General features: G+C 39.8%; 19 protein-coding genes, 1 pseudogene and 1 riboswitch. Of the genes and pseudogenes, 15 read left to right on the top strand and 5 right to left on the bottom strand.

Features of this window, described 5'->3' with window-relative positions:
* Positions 1-45: 45 nt before the first annotated feature.
* Positions 46-1,782: a SulP family inorganic anion transporter gene (locus FTU05_RS00525; RefSeq protein WP_180106799.1), complete on the bottom strand. Its 1,737-nt coding sequence runs from the start codon at positions 1,780-1,782 to the stop codon at positions 46-48.
* A gap of 309 nt (positions 1,783-2,091) precedes the next feature.
* Positions 2,092-2,409 (bottom strand): helix-turn-helix transcriptional regulator, encoded by a 318-nt coding sequence (locus FTU05_RS00520; RefSeq protein ID WP_078193801.1) that lies wholly within the window; start codon positions 2,407-2,409, stop codon positions 2,092-2,094.
* Positions 2,410-2,691: 282 nt separating this feature from the next.
* Between FTU05_RS00520 and cysK the strand changes: the two genes are divergently transcribed.
* The 5 genes and pseudogenes from cysK to FTU05_RS00500 all read left to right on the top strand — a co-directional run bounded on the left by cysK (position 2,692) and on the right by FTU05_RS00500 (position 7,622).
* The gene (gene cysK, locus FTU05_RS00515) at positions 2,692-3,690 is read left to right on the top strand and encodes a cysteine synthase A (protein WP_180011715.1); all 999 of its coding nucleotides are present in this window, start codon (positions 2,692-2,694) and stop codon (positions 3,688-3,690) included.
* A 577-nt stretch (positions 3,691-4,267) separates the two neighbouring features.
* Positions 4,268-4,429 (top strand): annotated as a pseudogene (locus FTU05_RS18070) (cation transporter); the annotation flags it as partial.
* Positions 4,430-4,501: 72 nt separating this feature from the next.
* A complete protein-coding gene (locus tag FTU05_RS00510) occupies positions 4,502-6,940 on the top strand; it encodes a copper-translocating P-type ATPase (protein ID WP_373685245.1) in 2,439 nt (812 codons plus the stop codon).
* Position 6,941: 1 nt separating this feature from the next.
* Complete coding sequence (gene cueR, locus FTU05_RS00505) at positions 6,942-7,361, top strand: Cu(I)-responsive transcriptional regulator (RefSeq protein WP_168377524.1); 420 nt, start codon at positions 6,942-6,944, stop codon at positions 7,359-7,361.
* 66 nt (positions 7,362-7,427) lie between these two features.
* Positions 7,428-7,622, top strand: a complete 195-nt coding sequence (locus FTU05_RS00500) for a heavy-metal-associated domain-containing protein (RefSeq protein ID WP_180003680.1) — start codon at positions 7,428-7,430, stop codon at positions 7,620-7,622.
* A 68-nt stretch (positions 7,623-7,690) separates the two neighbouring features.
* On the opposite strand, the gene FTU05_RS00495 is transcribed toward FTU05_RS00500, so the two are convergent.
* Positions 7,691-8,296: a TetR/AcrR family transcriptional regulator gene (locus FTU05_RS00495; RefSeq protein ID WP_078190941.1), complete on the bottom strand. Its 606-nt coding sequence runs from the start codon at positions 8,294-8,296 to the stop codon at positions 7,691-7,693.
* A 605-nt stretch (positions 8,297-8,901) separates the two neighbouring features.
* Between FTU05_RS00495 and FTU05_RS00490 the strand changes: the two genes are divergently transcribed.
* The 4 genes from FTU05_RS00490 to FTU05_RS00475 all read left to right on the top strand — a co-directional run bounded on the left by FTU05_RS00490 (position 8,902) and on the right by FTU05_RS00475 (position 14,124).
* Entirely contained in the window at positions 8,902-10,680 is a 1,779-nt protein-coding gene (locus FTU05_RS00490; RefSeq protein WP_180163883.1) for an acyl-CoA dehydrogenase C-terminal domain-containing protein, read from the top strand.
* A gap of 101 nt (positions 10,681-10,781) precedes the next feature.
* Entirely contained in the window at positions 10,782-11,951 is a 1,170-nt protein-coding gene (locus FTU05_RS00485; protein ID WP_180008861.1) for a thiolase family protein, read from the top strand.
* Between the two features lie 133 nt (positions 11,952-12,084).
* Complete coding sequence (locus FTU05_RS00480; protein ID WP_180106795.1) at positions 12,085-13,584, top strand: succinate CoA transferase; 1,500 nt, start codon at positions 12,085-12,087, stop codon at positions 13,582-13,584.
* A 222-nt stretch (positions 13,585-13,806) separates the two neighbouring features.
* The gene (locus FTU05_RS00475) at positions 13,807-14,124 is read left to right on the top strand and encodes a hypothetical protein (RefSeq protein ID WP_180048939.1); all 318 of its coding nucleotides are present in this window, start codon (positions 13,807-13,809) and stop codon (positions 14,122-14,124) included.
* A 91-nt stretch (positions 14,125-14,215) separates the two neighbouring features.
* Here FTU05_RS00475 and FTU05_RS00470 read toward each other — a convergent pair whose 3' ends face one another.
* Positions 14,216-14,917: an HAD family phosphatase gene (locus tag FTU05_RS00470; protein WP_180106793.1), complete on the bottom strand. Its 702-nt coding sequence runs from the start codon at positions 14,915-14,917 to the stop codon at positions 14,216-14,218.
* Between the two features lie 190 nt (positions 14,918-15,107).
* Between FTU05_RS00470 and FTU05_RS00465 the strand changes: the two genes are divergently transcribed.
* From FTU05_RS00465 to FTU05_RS00440, 6 genes are all read left to right on the top strand, one after another.
* On the top strand, positions 15,108-16,001 hold the full coding sequence (locus FTU05_RS00465) for a LysR substrate-binding domain-containing protein (RefSeq protein ID WP_168377518.1): 894 nt from the start codon (positions 15,108-15,110) through the stop codon (positions 15,999-16,001).
* 198 nt (positions 16,002-16,199) lie between these two features.
* A riboswitch (guanidine-I (ykkC/yxkD leader) is annotated at positions 16,200-16,311 on the top strand.
* 29 nt (positions 16,312-16,340) lie between these two features.
* Complete coding sequence (locus tag FTU05_RS00460; protein WP_180106791.1) at positions 16,341-17,078, top strand: urea amidolyase associated protein UAAP1; 738 nt, start codon at positions 16,341-16,343, stop codon at positions 17,076-17,078.
* Positions 17,079-17,089: 11 nt separating this feature from the next.
* Entirely contained in the window at positions 17,090-17,752 is a 663-nt protein-coding gene (locus FTU05_RS00455) for an urea amidolyase associated protein UAAP2 (protein WP_180106789.1), read from the top strand.
* A 4-nt stretch (positions 17,753-17,756) separates the two neighbouring features.
* On the top strand, positions 17,757-21,362 hold the full coding sequence (gene uca / locus FTU05_RS00450; protein ID WP_180106787.1) for an urea carboxylase: 3,606 nt from the start codon (positions 17,757-17,759) through the stop codon (positions 21,360-21,362).
* A 128-nt stretch (positions 21,363-21,490) separates the two neighbouring features.
* On the top strand, positions 21,491-21,838 hold the full coding sequence (locus FTU05_RS00445) for a type II toxin-antitoxin system RelE/ParE family toxin (protein WP_180041500.1): 348 nt from the start codon (positions 21,491-21,493) through the stop codon (positions 21,836-21,838).
* 1 nt (position 21,839) lies between these two features.
* Positions 21,840-22,142, top strand: a complete 303-nt coding sequence (locus FTU05_RS00440; protein ID WP_180041501.1) for a helix-turn-helix domain-containing protein — start codon at positions 21,840-21,842, stop codon at positions 22,140-22,142.
* Positions 22,143-22,171: 29 nt separating this feature from the next.
* On the opposite strand, the gene FTU05_RS00435 is transcribed toward FTU05_RS00440, so the two are convergent.
* Positions 22,172-24,094 carry an AAA family ATPase gene (locus tag FTU05_RS00435; RefSeq protein WP_180134685.1) on the bottom strand — a complete coding sequence of 641 codons (1,923 nt, stop codon included), beginning with the start codon at positions 24,092-24,094 and terminating at the stop codon, positions 22,172-22,174.
* Between the last annotated feature and the right edge of the window lie 5 nt (positions 24,095-24,099).

Here is a 24,099-nt window from a genome sequence, read left to right as displayed (position 1 = left end):
CTGTTTATCAAATTCGCATTGATTAAACAGTGAGCTAATAGGCCTTTAAATTTGGTACTCAGAACTGGCTGTCGCAAGCTCAGTAACGGCTTGATAGTGGGTGAGAAAAATTTGACCACTCAAATGCGTGAGTAATTTTGAGTGCTGCAATTTGTCCATGACAGGGCCTTTGACCTCGGAAAAATGCAGTCGAATATCTAATTTTGATAATTCAGCATTTAACTCTTCCAACATTTCTAAGGCACTGAGGTCAATTGAACTGACGCTTGAGCAGTTGATAACAACATGCTCTAGATCAATATTTTCACTGACTTCATTGATCAGGAAACCTTTAAGCGTATTGGCATTTAAAAACGAGATATTTTCATCTATACGGAGCGAGAGAATATGTGGTGCGGTATAGACATGATGGCGCTGTACATTGCGGAAGTGCTGTGTGCCCTCGACTAAACCGATCACCGCAATATGTGGACGACTGATGCGCCATAACAACAGAATAAAGGTAGAAATGATGCCAATAATGAGACCTGTAGAAATATCGATACACACCACACCGAAAAAGGTCACCCACATCGCAATCCCGTCAGCTTTTGAATAACGCCATGTATCCACAAAAGGTTTAAAGTCGACTAATTTCCAAATGGAAACAATAATTGTGGCCGCCAAGATGACTAAAGGTAAGTCTTGGAAACAACCAGTGAAGTAGAGACTGACAACGATTATCAGCAATGACGACAACACACCTGCCATCGGGGTTTTTGCACCTGCATCTGCATTAACCACTGTACGAGATAAGCTACCCGTCACTGGAAAGGCGGAGCTAACCCCAGCGCTTAGATTGGCTAAACCTAGAGCGATCAACTCTTGGTTACTATTAAGTTGGCTTCGTTGTTGTAAGGCAGTAGCTTGGGCGATAGACAGTGACTCAACAAAACTAATCATTGCAATCATTGTTGCACCGGGCAGTAAGGTTTGTACCAGTTCCCAGTTCCAATGTGGAAAGCTTAAGGGTGGAAAACCTGAAGGAATTTCACCGACGGTTTTAATACCGACATTTTGCAGGTCAAATAACATGACCGATGCAATCGAGATCACCACTAATATCAGTGGCAGTGCTTTACTTAGAAAGGCTGTAGAGCCGAATCTAGATTGAATTGATTGAGTGGCCAATATTTTCGGCACATAGATTAAAAACAGTATGGCCAGCACACCAAAGATGAATGAAGCAAAGTGAGTCAAACTCAGATATTCCCACAAACTTAAAACAAACTCAGGGATGTTGTTGGCTTTTAGCGGGACATCGACGAGAAACTTAAACTGACCCAGTGCAATGAGCAGTGCCGAAGCAATAATAAAGCTTTTAATGACAGGATGACTGATCAACTGAATTAAAAAACCGAAACGGAGTACACCTAGCAGCAGAGAAATCAGCCCGACCATTAAGGCCAAAAGTGTAGCGGCTTCAATATAAACAGGCGAACCAACTTCAAATAGCGGATTGAGCGTGGCGAAGGTCATCATCGAAATGATTGCCACAGGGCCTATAGATAAGGTTGAACTTCCACCAATGAGGGCGTAGACAATCATAGGTAAAATACTGGCATATAAACCCATGATTGGGGGTAAACCTGCCAGCATGGAATACGCCATACCTTGAGGGACTAACATGGCAATCACGATTAGCGAAGCAAGTACATCAGATTTAAATTTCACAGTGCTGTAGTGCTGCAACCACTGCCAAGCAGGAAATTTCTGTAAGAAATGAGGTTTTAAATCTGACATAAACTTATCTAAATCACAATTTCATATATATTATGCATAAAAAATGCTAAGAAGTCTTGTGCAATAAATTTTGACCGTACAATATTGCAGGAAATTTAAGGGGATATCTAAGAAGCCATCATTTTAAATGAATTAATGAAAAGTATGAGCTGATTTAAAGCTTTGGATATTCGATATAAATATAGATATTGAAATTTTGATGAAGTCTGGAGGGTAAATTGAGGTATTGAATTGCTGCCCATTGCGATGATTCATGTCTAGTGGTGCAAGAACAGCATGTCTGGCTTGAAATTTTAAGATAACTGAATGTTATTTATAAGATTGGTTGCAATACAATTGGTAAAGAGTATTGAGAACTTGAACTAAATTTGCATCTTTAATTGAATAATAAATTTGCTTACCATCACGACGCGTAGTCACAACATCACTTTTACGTAACATCATCAGTTGTTGTGAGAGGGTTGGCTGTTTAATATCAGTGATTTCTTCAATCTGAGACACATTCAATTCTTGCTGTGCTAGATGACATAAAATTAGTAGACGATCCGTATTTGCCAGCGACTTTAAAACGCCCACGACTAATTCGGCAGAATCACGCATAGTAGTGATTTCCAGATCGGTATTCATTGGATATGTCCATACGATTAACAACAGCTCAAGTATACGGATATCACGGCTTAATACATTGAATAAATAAGACAATTTCTATGGTTTTTTATGAAATCAAATATCATTAATTTTTATAAGTTTAAATTTAGTTAATCAGTTAAATTTATTGCTTGATTTTAGTGCAAGCTTTCACAAAATGCACATAAATATAAGACATTAGCTTAAAAAATCATGCACACTTTGAAAATAATTGTATGATCTAAAGATCGTATTCAATAAATACACAAGGGATAAATAGTCATGACAACAGATTCAGCTTTTCCAGCAACGAGTAATTTAGGTATCGCAGTATATAGTAATAACGCTGAAGCGATTGGTAATACACCTTTGGTTCGTATTAATCGTGCGATTCAGTCAGAAGCAACGGTCTTGGCTAAAGTTGAAAGCCGTAACCCTGCCTTTTCTGTGAAATGTCGTGTGGGTGCAGCTCTCATTGCAGATGCAGAAGAAAAAGGCTTATTAAAACCGGGTATGCATATTGTAGAACCTACAAGTGGTAATACAGGGATTGCTTTAGCATTTGTTGCAGCAGCGAAAGGTTATGCAATTACATTAACCATGCCAGCAAGTATGAGTATCGAACGCCGTAAGGTGTTGAAGTCTTTTGGTGCAAATCTCGTATTGACTGAACCTGCTAAAGGCATGAGAGGTGCGGTCGAAGAAGCACAGCGCCTCGTTGCCGAACATCCTGAAACGTATTATTTACCACAACAGTTTGAAAACCCTGCAAACCCTAAAATTCATGAATTGACCACTGGCCCAGAAATTTGGGAAGCGACCGGTGGTAAAGTGGATATTTTAGTTTCAGGTGTAGGTACAGGCGGTACGATTTCAGGCATTTCAAGCTATTTTGAAAAAGTGAAAAATCAGCCACTTTATTCTGTTGCGGTTGAACCGGCTGAATCTCCGATTATTGCCCAAGCGAAAAAAGGCGAAACACTGACTCCTGGGCCGCATAAAATTCAGGGGATTGGCGCTAACTTTATTCCGGGTAACTTGGATCTAGACCTTGTTGATGAAGTGATCGGTATTGAAAGTGCTGAAGCGATCGAATGGGCACGTAAAACGGCTACTCATGACGGTATTTTAGTGGGTATCTCTAGCGGTGCTGCTATGGCTGCGGCGGCAAAACTTGCTGCGCGTCCTGAGAATGCAGGCAAAACTATTGTGGTCATTTTACCGGATGGTGGTGAACGTTATCTTTCGTCAGTTTTATTTGAAGATATTAGTGCTGACTAATAGGTCTGACATGAAAAAAAGCCCGTTCATTTGAATGGGCTTTTTTATTGATGATTTTGTTATTTATACTTGTCTTAAGCCGCGTCTTGATCATCGTTTTTGGCATTTTGTTGTTTAATTTTTCGTTTAGGCGGTTCATATCCTAACTTTCGAGCGATATATTTAAACAGGAAGCCTAAGAGTATGCATATCGTGACAGCAGGGATAACCACTTGAGTGAGCCAAACATCAATATGATCTAGACTCCAACTTAAAATTAAAAATAAAAATAAAAAAGCACACAAATATGCGCAGTTAAAGCAAATGTTCGACAGTTTGTACATGCGAAAGAGAGTAATTCGTTTGGTGGTCACGAATCTCTATCTTACTGAATAATGAGGAAAGGTGTAGTTTTAATATCAGAAAAATAAACTAATTGAATAATCATTATTCAATATTATTGATTATGTTTTTAAATCTTCGCAATTCTTTATACCTTAAAGAAAAGCCTTGCTGTGAGTCAGAAAAACTTGACCTTCCCATTGTGGTAAAGTTTAAGCTATAGCCTAAAACAAGCACATATGATTGGGATGTTGCCATGACAGATTCGACAGAACGCAAACTTTTTGATGGCACACTTGCTATTGAAGGGATGACCTGTGCTTCTTGTGTGGCACGGGTTGAAAAAGCCTTAAAAAAAGTCGATGGCATCACTGATGCTCAAGTGAATTTAGCCACTGAAACAGCACATGTTCAGAGTGATAAAAATGTGGATTATTCTGCTGTAATTCAGGCCGTTGAAAAGGCAGGTTTTGGCGTTGCACAAAAGCAGATTGAACTTGAAATTGAAGGAATGACTTGCGCATCGTGTGTTGCACGTGTTGAAAAAGCCTTAAAGGTAGTTCCAGAAGTCATCGATGCAAAAGTGAATTTGGCAACTGAAAAAGCCACGATTACGGCATTGGCATCTGTTGAAAATTCTGCATTGGCGAAGTCTGTAGAAAAAGCAGGTTTTCATATTGCACAGCCCAATATTGAATTAAATATTGATGGAATGACCTGTGCTTCATGTGTGGCACGGGTTGAAAAAGCCTTAAACGCTGTAGACGGTGTCAATAAAGCAACGGTAAATTTAGCCAGTGAAAAAGCCTTTGTTCAGGCGCCAGTTTCAAAAACACAGGAATTGATCGCGGCAGTTAAAAAAGCGGGATACAGTGCGACCGTTGCTACACAACTACAACCGACAATGGCAGAAAAAAAAGCCGATGAAGCTCGGTTGCTCAAACGTGATTTAATCATCGCATTGGTACTCGCTGTTCCTGTTTTTATCTTGGAGATGGGATCACATATGATTCCAGCTTTTCATCATTTTATTGCACATAATTTAGGGACACAAAATAGTTGGTATATTCAGTTTATATTAACCACTTTGGTGTTAATCCTACCCGGAAGACGCTTTTATCAGCACGGCATACCAGCACTTGCGCGACTTGCCCCAGATATGAATTCTTTGGTCGCAGTCGGGACTTTATCTGCTTATAGTTTTTCTTGTGTTGCAACATTTGCTCCGCAATTATTACCGCAAGGTACGGTTCATGTGTACTTTGAAGCAGCCGCAGTAATTGTGGCGTTGATTCTTTTGGGTCGTTTTATGGAGGCGAAAGCCAAAGGTAAAACCTCGCAAGCTATTCAATACTTAGTCGGCATGCAACCCAAAACAGCACGTGTTGAGCAATCTAGTAGCTATATAGATTTGCCGATTAGTGATGTTGAAACAGGTATGTTGATTGAAATACGGCCTGGTGAACGTTGCCCAGTCGATGGTGCTGTAGTGTCTGGGAACAGTTATATTGATGAATCCATGATCAGTGGCGAGCCAATTCCTGTCGAGAAAAAAGCCGGTGATCAAGTTGTCGGTGGAACGATTAACCAAAATGGGGCCTTGAAAATACAAGCCACTGCGGTAGGTCAAGATTCTGTTTTGGCACAAATTATCCATATGGTCGAACAGGCTCAGGGTTCAAAATTACCGATTCAAGCTTTGGTGGATAAAGTCACGTTATGGTTTGTACCGGTGGTAATGGCGTTGGCGTTGATCACCTTTTTAGTTTGGTATGTAGTTGGACCTGAACCGAGTTTAACCTATGCCTTAGTCAATGCTGTAGCAGTACTGATCATCGCATGTCCATGTGCAATGGGTTTGGCAACGCCAACATCTATCATGGTCGGTACAGGGCGAGGTGCAGAGCTTGGAGTATTGTTCCGTAAAGGTGAAGCCTTACAACAACTCAAAAATACTCAAGTGGTTGCAGTCGATAAAACAGGGACATTGACGGAAGGTAAACCGAAACTGACAGATTTTGAAGTCACTGAAGCTTTTGATAAAGATCGCGTATTTCAGTTATTGGCCTCTGTAGAGCAGAAATCTGAACATCCGATTGCCTATGCCATTGTACAAGCTGCGAAAGAGATGCAAGTGCAACTTTTAGAAGTTGAACAGTTTGATTCCGTGACTGGTGCTGGGATTCAGGCGGTTGTTGAAGGACAAAGCATTTATATTGGTGCAGATCATTTGATGCATAAACTTGGTTTAGAAACACAAATCTTTTCAGCACTGGCAGAACGCATGGGCAATGAAGGGAAAACCCCGCTATATGTATCGATCGATCAACAGCTTGCTGCCATTGTTGCTGTAGCCGACCCGATCAAAGCCACAACCTTCGCAGCCATTCAAGCTTTGCATGATTTAGGGCTGAAAGTGGCCATGATTACAGGCGACAACCGACATACTGCTTCTGCCATAGCACGACAGTTGAAAATTGATCATGTGATCGCTGAAGTGATGCCAGATCAAAAAGTGCAATCTGTACAACAGTTGCAAAAAGAACATGGTGTTGTATGTTTTGTTGGCGATGGTATTAATGATGCGCCTGCACTTGCGCAAGCAGATGTGGGCATGGCGATTGGTACAGGGACAGATGTGGCGATAGAGGCCGCGGACGTTGTGCTTATGTCGGGTAATTTACAAATGGTGCCGACAGCAATCGCACTGAGCACAGCGACGATGAATAATATTCGCCAAAACCTATTTTGGGCATTTATTTACAATGCAGCATTGATTCCTGTCGCTGCAGGTGTGTTATATCCATTCTTTGGCATATTGCTTTCACCTATGTTCGCAGCAGGTGCAATGGCACTTTCATCGGTGTTTGTTGTGTCGAATGCCTTACGTTTAAAAGCATTTAAAGGGCCAGTTTTTCAGGAGTCTTGAGATGAATATTGGACAAGCAGCAAAAGCTTCGGGCATTTCTGCAAAAATGATCCGTTATTATGAATCGATTGGGCTGTTAAATAATGCACAGCGCACCGATGCAGGCTATCGAATTTACTCGGAAGCCGATATTAAAACCTTGAGTTTCTTGAGACATGCGCGTGATTTAGGTTTTTCTTCTGAACAAATGAAAGATTTACTTGGACTTTGGAAAAATCAAAGTCGGCAAAGTGTTGAAGTTAAATCATTGGCGTTAAAACATATCCAGACCTTAAATCAAAAAATCGCAGACTTACAGGCCATGGTTGAGATCTTGCAACAGTCCGTCGATGGCTGTGCCGGTAATGATCAAGCCGATTGTACGATTTTAAATCAAATCGAAACGGGCATGGCTGAGTGCTGCCATACAGCAAAGATTTAAACCCGCTTGACCTTACAATCGTGGCAAGGTTTATAGTGTTGTTATTAGAAAAGAAGGATGAACAGCATGAAATTTCGTATTGATAATATGACATGTGGTGGTTGCGCACGTAGCGTGACAGCAACGATTAAAGACTTAGATGAAAATGCAACGGTCACTATTGATGTAGCCACTAAATTAGTTGAGGTTGAATCCAGTGCTAGTGCAGAGCAATTGATTAGCGCTTTAACCGAAGATGGTTTCCCACCTGTGATTGCATAACTTAGATATTGTCTAATGTATAAAAAAAGCCGAACAATTGTTCGGATTTTTTTATTTATAAATCAATTTTATACGGCTGAAATTTTATCTGGCGTCATCAGCGCCTGATTAATATATAGCTTGATTAAACGTTCACGTGAACCGATTGATTTTTGATAATGCGTTGAATTGAGGAGTAGGGACGCACCATAAGTGACCGTCCAAATATAGGATAAATAATCACGAATCGACATTGCGCTTTCAAGTGATTTTAAATAATCACTGGTCATATCCTTAATTTCAATAATACGTTCTTCACGAACACGATAGAGCTCTTCAAATAACTCTTTTAATTTACGTTCATTATTAGTTAAGCGTTCTTCAATGACATGTAATAATATAGTTCTATTAGAATTCAACATATTATAAAGCATATATTGTGAAACATAAGTTTTAATATCATGATTATATTTTTTTGAAATTTCTAATAATCGTTTTTCATTTAAGATAATCAGTTCTAAATATAATTGGTTTTTACTTTTAAAATGTTTATAAATCGTGCCTTTGGCAATATCTAGTTCACAAGCTAACTCACTTAAGGTGATGTCTTGATTATTATCTAATAGCAGGGTTTCTGCCATGGCTAAAATTTTTTCCTTGCGAAGGATAAAATTTTGTTGGCGTACTGAACTCATGATACCTGTTCCATAAACAGCTTGAGGGTGAACAAGCCTAGCTTAAGCTAAATCTTGTGAATCTTACATTCCACTATGGTCTCAAATATTACATAAATTGGTTTAAAAATAAACACATTAGTAGAGTGCGTAAAGCATATAGAATTCATAGCATAAAATTAATGTCAATAAAACTGAACCCTTGAGGTCATTTTTTTGAAATAAAATTCCATTTTTATTTTTTTTAATTTATTGTCTTTTCGCTTTTACAACAAAAGCAGCATTTAACAAAACGGTCTTGGTTGTTATGTTATTAATACAACCTAAATTAAACATGATTATGGGTACTATTATGTTTGGTTTTAATCAATTACCAATTATAAATTTAGTCAACTCAATAAATTTATTTAAGTGTAATAAAATAATGCTGCTCAAAATATCAGGTGGTTATTTTTCACTTGTCGGTAAAAACACATTATCTATATTCTTTTTAGATATCTATCTGAAAAAACAGATCTTTAAAAAATCCACACAAAATTGATTTGATGATTTTGTGCGGGAGCGTGCAACTTTAAAAAAGTACTTTGTCAAAGACGCTGACAAAGCCTGTAGAAAAGGAAAGTACAATGCCAATATACAATGCGCCGTTAAAGGACATGGACTTCATCTTAAATGATGTATTCAATGCAGATGAGTTCTGGCAGTCAAATGAAAACTTAGCTCATATTGATATGGCGACTGCAAATACCATTTTAGAAGAAATGGCTAAGTTTTCTAAAAACGTTATTCTAGACTTGAACCGTACTGCAGATGAAGAAGGTGGTGCGCAGTTTAGTAATGGTGTTGTTACTACGCCTACAGGGTTTAAAGACGCTTTTAAACAATTCGCTGAAGGTGGCTGGGTGGGTTTAGGCGCTTCTGAAGAATGGGGCGGCCAAAACATGCCGAAAATGTTGACAGTACTTGCTGACGAAATGATTTGGAGTACCAATCCATCATTTATGTTGTATCCACTACTGACTGTGGGTGCAGGTATGGCGATTAATGACCGTGCTTCGCAAGAGCAAAAAGAAACCTATCTTCCAAAATTTTATACGGGTGAATGGTCAGGCACTATGTGTTTAACTGAACCACATTCAGGGACTGATTTGGGGATCATTAAAACCAAAGCAGAGCCGAATGAAGATGGTTCATTTAATATTACAGGCACGAAAATTTTCATCACCAGTGGTGAACATGATCTGTGTGAAAACATCATCCATCTTGTGTTAGCAAAAACGCCAAATGCACCTGCGGGTTCACGTGGTATTTCATTGTTTATCGTTCCAAAATTCCATGTCAATGCCGATGGCTCAGTCGGTGAACGTAATGCTGTTTCAGCGGGTTCAATTGAACACAAGATGGGTATTAAAGGTTCTGCAACGTGTGTTATGAACTTTGATGGTGCCAAAGGTTATATCGTTGGTAAAGAAAACGAAGGTCTTGCGGCGATGTTTGTCATGATGAACTATGAACGTTTATCGATGGGTATCCAAGGGATTGGCGCTGCAGAATTTGCTTACCAAAATGCTGCACAGTATGCGACTGATCGTCTACAAGGTCGTTCTGCGACAGGTGTGAAATCTCCTGAAAAACCAGCAGACTCTATTTTAGTACATGGTGATGTACGTCGTATGTTGTTGAATGTACGCGCCAACAACGAAGCATCTCGTGCATTTGCTGTGTATGTTGGCCAGCAACTGGATATTACAAAATATTCAACTGACGAAGCTGCAGTGAAAAAAGCCAATGACCGCGTGGCTTTATTGACACCTATTGCAAAAGCCTACCTAACAGATACAGCCCTACAAGCTACTTTAGAAGCGCAAATGTGCTTTGGTGGTCATGGCTATATCCGTGAATGGGGTATGGAGCAATGCATTCGTGACTTACGTATTTCACAGATTTACGAAGGCACAAATGGCGTACAAGCGATTGATTTAATTGGACGCAAAACCACGAAATGTAATGGTGCATTTATTGCCGAATACATTGCTGAAATTCGTGACTTTGCTGCAACCATGGCTGATTCAAAAGTTAAATCTGCAGCATTGCAAGTTTCTGACGAAGTTGAAGCATTAACGCAATTCATTGTAGAACAATCTAAGACCACCCCAGACTTTAGCAGTTCGGTGGCAGTCGATTACCTGCACGCTGTTGGTTTACTCAGCTTTGTGTATATGTTTGCGCGTATTAGCAAAGCTGCGGCTGCAAAACCAGAGAGCTTCTTCCAAAACAAACTGGTACTCGCAGATTTCTATGTTGAGAAAGTTCTACCTGACCTTGCTGCTCGTGCTCAACGCATTAAAGCAGGTTCTGAACTTATCATGCAGCTATCTGAAGAATACTTCACCGCTCAATCTTAAGGTTTCATCGAAACCACTGTGAAAAACATTAAGATGGAAAATCTGAGGAACCAGTCATGGTTCCTTGGGGTTAAAAGATTTAAAACAGGATGAAATAAGAAATGATTGTTATTGTAGATGGCGTACGTACAGCGATGGGTGGTTTTCAGGGTTCACTTTCATCTTGTACAGCCCCAGACTTAGGTGCTGCAGCGATTCAGGCTGTTGTTGCACGTGCAGGTTTAGAACCTACAGATATTGACGAAGTTATTTTTGGCTGTGTATTACCGGCTGGTCTTAAACAAGGTCCTGCACGCCAAGCGATGCGTCAAGCAGGCTTACCAGATACAACGGGTGCCACCACGATTAATAAAATTTGTGGTTCAGGCATGAAGGCGGTGATGCAAGCAGCTGATGCGATTAAAGCCGGTTCTGCTAATATTGTGGTTGCTGGTGGTATGGAGTCGATGTCAAATGCGCCATATTTACTTGAAAAAGCGCGTTCAGGCTATCGTATGGGTCATGGTAAAACCACAGATCACATGTTCCAAGAAGGCTTAGAAGATGCTGAGACAGGTTTATCGATGGGTATTCTGGCACAAGATATGGCAGATAAAAAAGGCTATACCCGTGAACAGCAAGATGCTTTTGCCATCAACTCACTCAATAAAGCCGTTGCCGCGATTCAAGGCGGTTTCTTCAAAAATGAAATCGTGCCCGTTACTGTTAAAAGCCGTAAAGGTGACGTCGTTGTTGACACAGATGAACAGCCATTAAGTGCTAAGCCTGAAAAAATCCCAACACTGCGTCCTGCATTCAAAAAAGACGGCACGATCACAGCTGCCAATGCCAGCTCAATTTCTGACGGTGCATCTGCTTTGGTGGTTACATCAGAAGAAACGGCTCAAGCACGTGGTTTAAAACCACTAGCAAAAGTCGTTGCTTATGCCACAAATTCACAGCATCCGTCAGAGTTCACGATTGCTCCAGTCGGTGCTATTGAGAAAGTGCTTGCACAAGCGGGTTGGGATGCACAAGAGGTTGACCTGTGGGAAGTCAATGAAGCATTTGCTATGGTTACAATGCTGGCGATTGATGGATTTAACTTAGATGAAGCAAAAGTGAACATTCATGGTGGTGCTTGCTCACTTGGTCACCCACTAGGTTCATCAGGTTCACGTATTATTGTGACGCTGATTCATGCCTTAAAACGCACTGGCGGTAAAAAAGGTGTCGCAGCACTGTGTATTGGTGGCGGTGAAGCAACTGCAATTGCGGTTGAACTGATTTAATTTGCCTCAATTTATATAAGTAAGCTTTTAGATAAGTACGTTTTTAGATAAGCAATAACAAACGCTATCTCAGTTCGCTGGGATGGCGAAAAAAGATGTTTATTTTGAGATATTTATTTTTTGAGATTTAATTATGAATGGTTTAGATCGCATTCGCTTACTCTCCCTTCGCGACAAAGTGATGTCTGCTGAAAAAGCGATTGAGTTAATTCAAGATGGTTCAGTGGTTGGTTTAAGTGGTTTTGGTGGTGCAGGTGAGGCAAAGACGGTTCCTTTGGCGCTTGCAGATCATGCAGTTTCACATCCTCTTCGTATCACTTTGGCAACGGGTGCTAGTTTAGGAAATAGTATCGATGGTCGTCTCAATGCGGCACATGCAATAGAACGTCGTTATCCGTATCAGGCAGATCCTGGTTTACGTAAAGCCATTAACGCTGGCGAGGTCATGTATATTGACCAACACTTGTCTGAAATGGCTGACAATATTCGTCATCATAATTTACCGCGCATTAATGTGGCCGTTATTGCAGCGACTGCAATTACCGAAGATGGTCAAATTATTCCGACAGGTTCATGTGGTAACTCAGCCAATTTCATTGAAATGGCAGATCATGTGATTATTGAAATTGATAATACGATTAACCCAGTGCTAGAAGGTGTACATGATATTTATGTGCCGAAAGCGCGACCAAACCGTGGGCCAATTCCACTGACTCAGGTCGGTGAACGTATCGGTACGATTGGGATCAATGTCAGCCCCGATAAGATTTCAGCTATTGTGTTGAATGATCTGCCAGATACCCAGTTTAAAATGGATGAACCTGATGCTGAAACCCTAGCGATTGCTCAGCATCTGATTGATTTCTTTGAAGGTGAAGTCGCAGCAGGGCGTTTGCCTGAAAATTTAGGCCCGCTACAGTCAGGTGTGGGTTCGATTGCCAACGCTGTATTTGCCGGTTTTGAGCATTCGAATTTTCATGATTTGGAAATGTATTCAGAAGTACTACAAGACTGTACTTTCCAGCTAATTGATTCTGGAAAAATGAAATTTGCTTCAGGCTGTTCAATGACGTTGTCTGAGCCTTGCGCACAGCGCGTGATGAACAATTTTGATCAGTACAAAGACAAAATTGTGTTACGTCCACAAGAGCTATCCAATAACCCTGAAATCATTCGACGTTTAGGCATTATCGCGATTAATACGGCGCTTGAGTTTGATATTTACGGAAACGTAAATTCGACCCATGTGACGGGTACCAAAATGATGAATGGTATTGGTGGTTCTGGAGACTTTACTCGTCATGCGCACATTGCCATTTTCGTAACCAAGTCGATTGCAAAAGGCGGTGCGATTTCATCTGTAGTCCCAATGGTGAGTCATACCGACCATACTGACCATGACGTTGATATCGTGGTTACAGAGCAGGGCTTGGCAGATTTACGTGGTCTTTCACCACGTGAGCGTGCACGTAAAGTCATTGAAATCTGTGCGCATCCAGATTATCGCGCAGCATTGTTGAGCTACTTTGAACGCGCATGTGAGCGTGGTGGTCAAACGCCGCATATTTTAAAAGAGGCTTTATTTTGGCATGCCACTTTTGAAGAAACTGGTTCAATGCGTCAAATCGTATAAATCTAAAGATTGAAAATTTTTAAATAAGCCCATGATCAAGTGGGCTTATTTTTTATGAAAGACTACAAATGTTTCAAAACATGACAAAAGAAAAACAGCAGCACTTGGTTTGAAACTTTTGCACAACACGAACGGTCTTAAGTTCTGTTCAAGGCTTTCTATAATGCAAAATTCATTGACAAAGAAGGTCAGTATTTTGAAAAAGATTCAATTTTTTTTGCGATGTTGTTCGCAGTTCTCCTCACTGCATGTAAACAAAGTCCAGCGCCTGATTATGCTGGAACATGGCAAAATACCGCAGTAGATCCGCAACTTGAAAATGCGTTGATTATTAGTAAAAATGGTGAAAACTATTTCATTACCAATACTTTAAAAGATAAACAAAGTGGTAAATCTGAAAAGAAAAATCCTGTACCTGCATCTGTCGCTGAATCTGGTTTACTCGCTTTAAACTCTGGGACAGGTGCTGTTGAATTTGCAATTGACGAAAAAACTGGAAATTTAGTCGGATCTGGATCCATTTATAAAAAAGTAAAATAGATCAATTATCTATTGATGCAAAAATATCAAAAGCAGCCTCTAAATTGGGCTGCTTTTTTTAACTCTAAAGCGAATGATTGATTACTAGTCATTAGTTTAAGACAGAAGAGAAATCATGGATAAAGTAATCCGCTTTATTTTTGATTTGCTCAATTTCGTGCTCTGAATATGCGTCATACACGGCAACGACTTCAATGCCTGCGGCATTTGCGGCTTCTACACCAATGAGCGAATCTTCAAAAATTAAACATTCTTCAGGTTTTACTGCAAAATGTTCAATCGCCTGTAAATAGACTTCAGGATGCGGCTTAATATTTTTGACACTTTCACGGGTCAGGATCAGATCAAAAGTATTTTCAAAATGCAGCTTTGGATAAATGTTGATATTTTTTTGATATCGATAAATATTTTGCAAGCTGGTCGTGGTGGTAATTGCCACCTGAATGCCTTGCTGAATGAGCTGTTGAACAAATAACGCTGCATGTGGTTTAAGCAAGATGATATGTTCTAAAAAATGCTGTGAAATGGCATATCGTTGCTGTTTGATTTGATCTGCTGTGTATTGTTCAATCTTATAAATATCTTTTAGATAGTTACAGTACATTAAGTAAGGGTCTGGTGTGTTTTTAAATAATTGCAGCTGAATGTCACGTTCACGTTGAATTAAACCGAGTTGGATGGTTTGTCCAGTTAACTGTTGAATCAAATCTGCATCGACCTGATTCCACACACCAACAGAGTCGATAAGTGTGCCATCTAAATCAAAACAAACCAGTTTTTTTCCTTGAAGCATGTTGATATCCAAATTGGAGCTGTGTCTATTATGCTGACTGATTGGAGTGTTGAAAAGCTGATTGCAACTGAGCAGGCTAAACTGGCGTTTCATCTGCAATAAAAGTAATATTTCGTTATTGGCTTTTTGTATAATTCAGCAGATGATGCACAGCATAACTTGCAATATTTAATTAGGGACTAAATTTTTCGTGTTTGAATTGGACTGTAAACTTCTTAGCATTTTTTTTCATGTTTATAAGTACAAAAATGTATCGCAAGCTGCTGAACACTTGCAAATGAGCCAGCCTACAGTCAGTAATATTTTAAATAAAATACGACAGCATTATAACGACCCCTTATTTTTACGTATCGGCAATGAAATGGTGCCTACGGAGTTATCGCGTCAATTATTTCCTTTAGTCAGCGAAGCCTTGAGTAAAGTCGAAGCCATTAATAATTTTACGATTAATTTTGATCAAGCCATTTCAGATCAACAATTTACTCTAGCTATGACCGATGTTTCTCATTTGGTTTTATTGCCTAAAATCAGCCAATATCTAAAAAAACACGCGCCACAAATACGTCTAAATGTACGACCGATTACCACTGAAACCAGTTATCAAATGGCGAATGGTGAAATTGATTTAGCATTGGGTTTTTTACCGCATTTGGAAAGCGGCTTTTATCAGCAAAAACTGTTTGAGCAATATTATGTGGTGATTGCAGCTAAGGATCATCCACGATTAAAGGGTGACACCATTACAACTGAGCAATATTTATCAGAGTCGCACATTGATATTGATGCAGGGATGGGGCACTACCATATTGAAAATGAGCTGCTTAACCTTGATTTAAAACGTGATATTTTGATGCGTTTACCTAGTTATTTAGGTGTAGGCTTAGTCGTGCAAGACACTGATGCGATTGCTACTGTGCCGTATTACTTGAGTGAAGTATTGCTTTCGCGCGGCAACTTAAAAATATTTGACGCACCGATTGCATTTCCAACCTATGGCGTGAAGCAATATTGGCATATGTCTTGCCATCATAAAACCAGCCATCAATGGCTACGTCATATGTTCCATGAGATATTGGTAAAATAATTTTTATGCATTACATAAAGCCCAAAAATGATTTTGGGCTTTTTTTTTTGCAATTTTTGCAGCAATTTTGTGCATGGGCTGCACCCGATTTGGTCATGCTATAGCTCAATACTATAAAAAAGTCTAATAAATAGCAGTATTACGTTTATATAAATTGGTAATACTAAATTGGCACAGCCTTTGCATTTCTACATACATCATAAAGTGATCTAGGGTTCCGATACATCTTCATGTATGACCGCGACCGAGAGTTCACGGCTTCGTTTTAATTCAAAGCAAAGCTGCACGGAGGGATAAAAGCCCGGGAGGTAAACAGTTAAGAATTAGGCAGAGGCTGCAATGAGCACAATACATTATCATGACGATAAAGCACTATGGACTGAACTTTTACCGGGTGGACACCACTGGTCAGCGCGTATTCAGCGTGGGGCAGTATTACAGCTTAAATCGCTAGGGCAAAATGCCAATGTGGCACTGTACTGTGTAAATAGTGAAGATAAGCTTGAACGCTACAACATGCCAGATAGTCTTAAAGGGCAGCACACGGCATATTTAAGTACGGGTCATATTTTGGCATCGGATTTAGGCCGTGCCATGATCTCGATTGTGAAAGATGATCATGCTTGGAATGATGCTTTTTGTGCACCAAGTACCGCACAACAAATCGAACAACAATTTGGTTCAAAAACTTTCCAAGATGCCCGTAATGATATGTACCGTAATGGCAAAGATAGCTTATTGCTTGAAATGACCAAGTTTGGCTTATCTGCAACTGACCTCAGCAGTACCTTAAATTTATTCTCTAAAGTTCAACCTGATGACAATGGCAACTTAAGTTATGTTGCATCGGACAATACAAATCAAGTCATTGAACTGCGCTTTGAAATGGATTGTTTGGTCTTTTTATCTAGTGCACCACATGGATTATCTCAAGCAGAAGAATATAACCCTGCTGATGTACAACTAAGTTTATTTAAGGCGTTGCCTTTGGCAGACACCGATGTTTGCCGTGATTCTTGCCCGCAAAATCAACGTGCTTTTCAAAATAATAAACGCTATTACGCTTTAACGGCTTGAGGGGAATGATCATGACTGCATTAGTAAATCCAACACAAAATTTTGAAAAATCAGTGTTAAGCGAAGTATGTCCTGCCGGCGAAGCTTGGATGTGCGAAGTCAAAAAAGGGCAATATTTCCGTATCGTTGACCTCGAAGGCAATCAAGCGGTGGATACGCTATTTATCTCTAGCCAAAACCCTGAAGAGCGTTATAGCGCGACGGATACTTTAGCGATTAACCAACAGATTTATTTAGAAAAAGGCACGGCGCTATACACTAACTTTGGCAAAAAAATTGCTACCATCCATGACGATAATTGTGGCCGTCATGACACCTTAGGCGGTGCATGTTCATGTGAAAGCAACACTGTTCGCTATGCACATGACAAATTTCCAATGCACAGTTGCCGTAATAATTTCATGATTGCGTTGTCACAACATCCGATTGCAAAAAAACATGGCTTAAACGTGCGCCATATCGGCCCAAATATTAACTTCTTTATGAATGTGCCTGTGACCGCTGAGGGACATTTGAAATTTGATGACGGTATTTCTGCACCGGGAAAATATGTAGAGATTAAAGCCGAAATGGATTTGGTCGTATTGATCTCAAACTGCCCACAACTGAATAACCCATGTAATGCCTATAACCCAACAAAAATTCAATTGATCATTCGTGAAGGCGAGGAGTAATACCATGTTCAATAAAGTCCTCATTGCCAACCGTGGTGCAATCGCTTGCCGTGTGATCCGTACACTGAAAAAATTAGGCATTCAGTCCGTTGCAGTGTATTCAGAAGCAGATCGTGATTCTTTGCATGTGACCTTAGCTGATGAAGCGGTATTTATTGGTGATAGTCCTGCCAGCCAAAGCTATTTAAATGTCGATAAAATTTTAGAAGTTGCAAAGCAAACAGGTGCAGAAGCGATTCATCCCGGCTATGGCTTCTTGTCTGAAAATGCAGAATTTTGTGATCTGTGTGAAGCGCAAGGCATTGTATTTTTAGGGCCAAATTCGGCACAAATGAAATCATTTGGCTTAAAACATATTGCACGTGAACTTGCAATTCAAGCCAATGTACCACTTCTTCCGGGCAGTCAGCTTTTGGCAGATGAAGCCGAAGCCTTAACGGAAGCTAAACGTATTGGTTATCCTGTGATGCTGAAAAGTACCGCAGGCGGTGGCGGTATTGGTATGCGTTTGGTGTGGAATGAAGAAGAGTTGAAAGATGCTTATTCTACGGTTTCATATCTTGCCCAAGCCAACTTTAAAGATGCGGGTTTGTACCTTGAGAAATTTGTACAAAATGCACGTCATATCGAAGTGCAAATTTTTGGTGATGGCAAAGGCTTAGTCTTGGCACTTGGCGAGCGCGATTGTTCGGTACAGCGCCGTAATCAAAAAGTTGTGGAAGAAACCCCAGCACCACATATCAATGATGAGCAACGTGCTTATATTCAATCGATTGCGATTGGGCTGATGCAGTCGGTAAATTACCGTTCGGCAGGTACAGTTGAGTTTGTGATGGATACCGACACACAGGAATTCTATTTCTTAGAAGTGAATACCCGTCTGCAAGTTGAACATGGCGTGACAGAGCAAGTGTTTGGTGTCGATCTTGTGGAATGGATGGTGACTTTAGGCAGTGGTGATTGGATTACACCAACAGAACAACTTGAATCGAAAGGTCATTCGATTCAAGTGCGTTTATATGCCGAAGACCCAATCAAAAACTTCCAACCTAGTGCAGGGCTTTTAACGCACGTTGAATTTGATGCCAATGCGCGTAATGAAACGTGGGTGGAAACGGGTTCAAATGTCTCATCATTTTATGACCCGATGATTGCCAAAATCATTGTCACGGCAGATGACCGCGATTCAGCAATTCAAGCCATGACCGAAACACTTGCCAAAACATCGGTTGCAGGCATCGAAACCAATCTTGAATATCTACAAAATATTATCGACTGCGATGTATTTAAAGCCGGTACGCAAACCACACGTTTCTTAAATACATTCGAGTGGAAAACTCAAAAAATTGAAGTGTTGCAATCAGGCATTCAAACTTCTGTGCAAGATGTGACAGGTCGTTTGGGGTACTGGGATGTCGGTGTGCCACCATCAGGTGCCATTGATCCACTATCACTGAATGTCGCAAACCAGTTACTTGGTAATGCCTATAACACTGCAGGCTTAGAATGTACGCTACAAGGTCCGACTTTAAAATTCCATTGTGACAGCCAAATCGTGCTTGCCGGGGGCGATATGCCATCAACACTAGATGGCGCTCAAGTTCCGATGTGGCAGAACGTGAATGTGCGTAAAGGTCAGGTGCTCAAATGTGGCAAAATTGCGACAGGTTGCCGTACCTATATTGGTATTAAAGGCGGTTTAAATGTACCTGAATATCTCGGCTCACAAGCAACCTTCACCTTGGGTCAGTTTGGTGGTCATGCAGGGCGTAACTTACTGATTGGTGATATGTTACCAATCACGGGATTTAGCTCTGATGAAGTGAAAACGCTTGCCCCTGAACAAGTGCCAACGTTTAGCCATGAATGGGAAATTGCGGTGATGTACGGCCCGCATGGTGCACCAGACTTCTTTACTAAAAAAGACATTGATACCTTCTTTGCCAATACTTTTGAGATTCACTTTAACTCAAGCCGTACAGGTATTCGTTTGATTGGTCCAAAACCTGAATGGGCACGTGAGGATGGCGGTGAAGCCGGTTTGCATCCATCAAATATTCATGACAATGCATACGCGATTGGTGCGATTGATTTCACGGGCGATATGCCGATTATTCTCGGTCCAGATGGTCCAAGTTTAGGAGGCTTTGTTTGTCCTGCCGTGGTGATTAATTCTGAGCTTTGGAAGCTTGGTCAATTGAAAGCAGGAGACAAAGTCAGATTTATACCTGTGAGTTATCATCAAGCTAAGCTCTTAAATGAAAAATATCATGCGCAATTAGAAGCATCTGATACGCAGGTTGTGGCATTTGATGAGTCATTTTATCCTGAACTTTCCACCTTAAAAAATGCGGTGCTTGATACTTTAAAAGGTCAGAATGGCTTGCCAGATGTGGTGTATCGTCCTGCGGGCAACAACTACATGTTGGTGGAATATGGTGAGTTGGTTTTAGATTTAAACCTACGTTTCCGTATTCATGCACTCATGCAATGGGTTGAAAAGCAAAATATCACAGGAATTATTGATCTCACACCGGGGATTCGTTCACTGCAAATTCATTTTGATTCGATCAAGCTTGATCAATTGGATTTATTGCGTTTACTACAAGTCGCGGAAGCTGAACTGCCTGATGTGACCCAAATGCAAGTACCGTCACGGACTGTGTATTTACCACTCGCTTGGGAGGATTCACAAACCCAGCTAGCGACAGAGCGTTATATGCAAACGGTACGTCCAGATGCACCATGGTGTCCTGACAATATTGAGTTTATCCGTCGTATTAATGGTTTAAAAGACAAACAAGCGGTCAAAGATGTGGTATATGACGCGAGTTATTTGGTCATGGGTTTGGGCGATGTGTATTTAGGTGCACCTGTGGCAACACCGCTTGATCCTCGCCAGCGTTTAGTGACGACTAAATACAACCCTGCACGGACATGGACGCCTGAAAATGCTGTCGGTATTGGCGGTGCGTATATGTGTGTTTATGGTATGGAAGGTCCGGGAGGCTATCAGTTTGTGGGTCGTACTACGCAAATGTGGTCACGCTACCGCAAAAATGCCGATTTTGAACAAGGCAAGCCATGGTTATTACGCTTCTTCGACCAAATTAAATTCTATGAAGTGTCTGAAACTGAACTCATGCAAATGCGTGAGGACTTTAAAGCAGGACGCTTAAAACTGCGTGTAGAAGAAGGTGTATTAAACCTAAAAGAATACAATGAATTCTTGACTGAAAATGCCGAATCTATCTCAGCATTTAAATCCATCCAACAAGCCAATTTTGATGAAGAACGTCGTCGCTGGCATGAGGCAGGACTTGCAGAATATGTCTCTGAAAGTTTAGATGCGGTCGATGATAGTGAAGGTGTTGAAGTGCCTGAAGGTGGCTGTGCAGTGGAGTCGCATATGCCGGGTTCAATTTGGAAAATTGAATGTCAGTCAGGTGATATTGTCGAAGAGGGGGCAACGTTAGCCGTCATTGAAGCGATGAAGATTGAGATTCCAATTATTGCGCCTGAGCGTATGAAGGTGGAAGAGATTGTCATTGAAAAAGGGCAAACGGTAAAAACAGGACAAGTGTTGTTTACCTTGGCGCCAGTGGCTTAAATAATCCTCCCTGACCCTCCTTTGAAAAAGGAGGGAATTTTAAGACTGTCCGTAAGGACGGTTTTTTATTTGCAGTGTTTACTCGATTAAATTATGATATAGCTTATAGTCTATATTTTGGTTGTGCTATGTGGACAGTATTGGCCACAGATGTATTTAATGAATGGCTTGCTCAGCAAGACGATTCGACACAAGAAAAGGTCTTGGCAGCTTTGGTTGTGTTGCAATCACAAGGACCAAGCTTAGGTCGACCTTTGGTGGACACTGTATATGATTCTAAATATACCAATATGAAAGAACTTCGTGTGCAACACCGTGGCAAACCGATTCGAGCTTTCTTTGCTTTTGATCCGTTAAGACAAGCGATTGTGTTATGCATTGGTGATAAAAGCGGTAAAAAGCGTTTTTATACAGAAATGCTGGCAATTGCAGATGAGCAATACACTTTGCATTTAAAGAGTTTAGGAGATTCCTAACATGGCAAAAAGTTTACAAGAATTATTGGCAGCTCGCTCTGCTGAAAGCCAAGCTCGTATTCAGCAAATGGCAGAAGAACTGATGCTTGAACAGCATCTTCACATGATTCGTGAAGAGTTGGAAATGTCTCAAAAAGAATTAGCAGAAACTTTAGGGATTAAACAGCCTTCGCTTTCTGCAATCGAAAACCGTGGTAATGATTTAAAAATATCAACCATGAAAAAATATGTAGAAGCAATGGGTGGGAAACTTCGTATTGATGTCGAATTACCTACAGGTAAACATATTGGATTTAATGTTTAATTAAAAAAGACCGCTTAGGCGGTCTTTTTCTAATTTGAATTACACTTTTCAATATGTTTGAAAATTCGGATGCATAGATCCTTTGCTTTTGGTGTCATTTCCCAATCAGGATTTTCATCAAAATATTTGATGATTTCACGACAAAAATCTAGTTTATATTTAATGGTTCCTACACCTGTACCATCGGCAAAAGCAGTTTTTTCAGCAGAAGTTCTTGGATTTCGTATTTGATCATCCAATAATTTTCCTATGCCATAATCTTTATGATCAAAATAATCTAATGAATTAATTCCCTCTAGCTTTTCGATATTAAATCCTTGAGAGGTCTTCCTTTTCATATTACTGAACTTTTTCTGAGCTACACGAAGAATAGAATCTTTAGGTAAAGTATTTTCTGTTTCTTTACAATCCAAAATAATTAAATTTTCTTTATTTAATTCCTTTCTTAAGAACTTTATTTTTTCAGAATTTTTTTGTATGTCGCCATCAGCAATTAATAGCATGTCACTTGCAACAGCAGTTGCACTTTGACCACGGTCTTGCTTTAAAAATTCGATTCTTTCTTCCCGTGTTTTAGGATAATCATCATCAAAAGACCAATGAGATAAATTGCTGCCTGCATATTCCACAAACGTATAGTGATAGTTCGGCATAAATCTACGGTATTTTTTATAAAGCTCCATATCAGCTGACTCTAGTTCAGCTAAATATTTTTCCATATATTTAGTGATATACAGCCGATCTGTAATGCCTTCCACCCAAATCGTACAGTTTGCCAAATAGACAGAAGACGGACGCACACCTAATGAAGCAAGTAAGTCACGATCCCGGTCGCAGCGATAAATTTTAAAATCAAAATTGTTAGATGAACCAGCTTTGGGTTGTTTAACAAATTTTTGAATCATCACTTGATCTGATTCATCTGCCATATCAAGTAAATGATTGGAATGTGTCGTAAAGAAATAATAATGTGGAGTCTCATTTAAGTAGAAGTTCATCAGTTGACGAACCATACCCGCGTGCATATGTAATTCCGGTTCTTCTATAAAAAAGGCATGTGTTTTTGGATTGCCTGCTTTGTCTTTACTTTTTATATAAGCTTCATAAGTTAAGATTATCGCTTGTTGTAAGCCATCACCTAACTCATAAATAGGTCTTTGAGCATCTGAGCCAATTTTAATATGAACGACATCAATCTCATTTCCTTGTTCATCTTTTCCGAATTTTGGAATTAAAGTGACAGGTTCATTATCAAAAAAATACTGACTTAATTTTTCTTCATATTTTTTAATAAGTTCTCGGTGTTCAGGTTCTCCTAATAAGTGAGCTTTAAGCTCGTAATATAAGCGTTCTCCTGTAATTATATTTTCATGATTAAATTTATTCTGATTCTTGAAATAGTCTTTTTGTGCACGCTCTATATAAGGATATTTTTCGTCTAAATCGGTTACAGGGCGCATGCCACGTAAGATAGGGATATAAAATTTAGTATTTGTAAAAATAGGATTTAGGTTTTGCTGAAGTTCTTGATTAAAATATGTTTGAGCTTGCTGAATATTATTATTTGAATAAATTCCTGATAGTTGATTGAATCTTGATAAGTGGGTAAGCGAATTTGAGAATAATGTGATTACAGAACCGATATTGGACGGTTTAATTTGTTCAATCGTTGTTAAAAAATGATTGTAATCATCATGTTTGTTATATTTTTTGCTAACGATTAACCTATTTTTAAAAGTTATTAATTTTCTGAATTGTAGTGAGTTATAAAGTTGCTGACCTTGAGATGTTTTAAATAATTCACGTAAAAACCTACTTTTACCTGCGTTATTTTTACCAATAAAGAAATTAAGTCGTTTGATTTCTATAACTTCATCATAACCAGTTTCACTATCATTATTTGATGTGTAATTTTCTAAATTTTCAGCCCAATAGTATAATTTTTCTGTCATAAAGC

The organism is Acinetobacter sp. YH12049 (genome assembly GCF_013419875.1).
Taxonomy (GTDB): domain Bacteria; phylum Pseudomonadota; class Gammaproteobacteria; order Pseudomonadales; family Moraxellaceae; genus Acinetobacter; species Acinetobacter amyesii.
The sequence above is the reverse complement of the archived record's forward strand: the minus strand, read 5'-3'. Positions and strand labels throughout refer to the sequence as shown.

Coding starts and splice junctions, on each gene's coding strand:
- FTU05_RS00525 (WP_180106799.1), bottom strand. CDS start 1,782: ATGTCAGATTTAAAACCTCATTTCTTACAGAAATTTCCTGCTTGGCAG.
- FTU05_RS00520 (WP_078193801.1), bottom strand. CDS start 2,409: ATGAATACCGATCTGGAAATCACTACTATGCGTGATTCTGCCGAATTA.
- cysK (WP_180011715.1), top strand. CDS start 2,692: ATGACAACAGATTCAGCTTTTCCAGCAACGAGTAATTTAGGTATCGCA.
- cueR (WP_168377524.1), top strand. CDS start 6,942: ATGAATATTGGACAAGCAGCAAAAGCTTCGGGCATTTCTGCAAAAATG.
- FTU05_RS00500 (WP_180003680.1), top strand. CDS start 7,428: ATGAAATTTCGTATTGATAATATGACATGTGGTGGTTGCGCACGTAGC.
- FTU05_RS00495 (WP_078190941.1), bottom strand. CDS start 8,296: ATGAGTTCAGTACGCCAACAAAATTTTATCCTTCGCAAGGAAAAAATT.
- FTU05_RS00490 (WP_180163883.1), top strand. CDS start 8,902: ATGCCAATATACAATGCGCCGTTAAAGGACATGGACTTCATCTTAAAT.
- FTU05_RS00485 (WP_180008861.1), top strand. CDS start 10,782: ATGATTGTTATTGTAGATGGCGTACGTACAGCGATGGGTGGTTTTCAG.
- FTU05_RS00480 (WP_180106795.1), top strand. CDS start 12,085: ATGAATGGTTTAGATCGCATTCGCTTACTCTCCCTTCGCGACAAAGTG.
- FTU05_RS00475 (WP_180048939.1), top strand. CDS start 13,807: ATGTTGTTCGCAGTTCTCCTCACTGCATGTAAACAAAGTCCAGCGCCT.
- FTU05_RS00470 (WP_180106793.1), bottom strand. CDS start 14,917: ATGCTTCAAGGAAAAAAACTGGTTTGTTTTGATTTAGATGGCACACTT.
- FTU05_RS00460 (WP_180106791.1), top strand. CDS start 16,341: ATGAGCACAATACATTATCATGACGATAAAGCACTATGGACTGAACTT.
- FTU05_RS00455 (WP_180106789.1), top strand. CDS start 17,090: ATGACTGCATTAGTAAATCCAACACAAAATTTTGAAAAATCAGTGTTA.
- uca (WP_180106787.1), top strand. CDS start 17,757: ATGTTCAATAAAGTCCTCATTGCCAACCGTGGTGCAATCGCTTGCCGT.
- FTU05_RS00445 (WP_180041500.1), top strand. CDS start 21,491: ATGTGGACAGTATTGGCCACAGATGTATTTAATGAATGGCTTGCTCAG.
- FTU05_RS00440 (WP_180041501.1), top strand. CDS start 21,840: ATGGCAAAAAGTTTACAAGAATTATTGGCAGCTCGCTCTGCTGAAAGC.
- FTU05_RS00435 (WP_180134685.1), bottom strand. CDS start 24,094: ATGACAGAAAAATTATACTATTGGGCTGAAAATTTAGAAAATTACACA.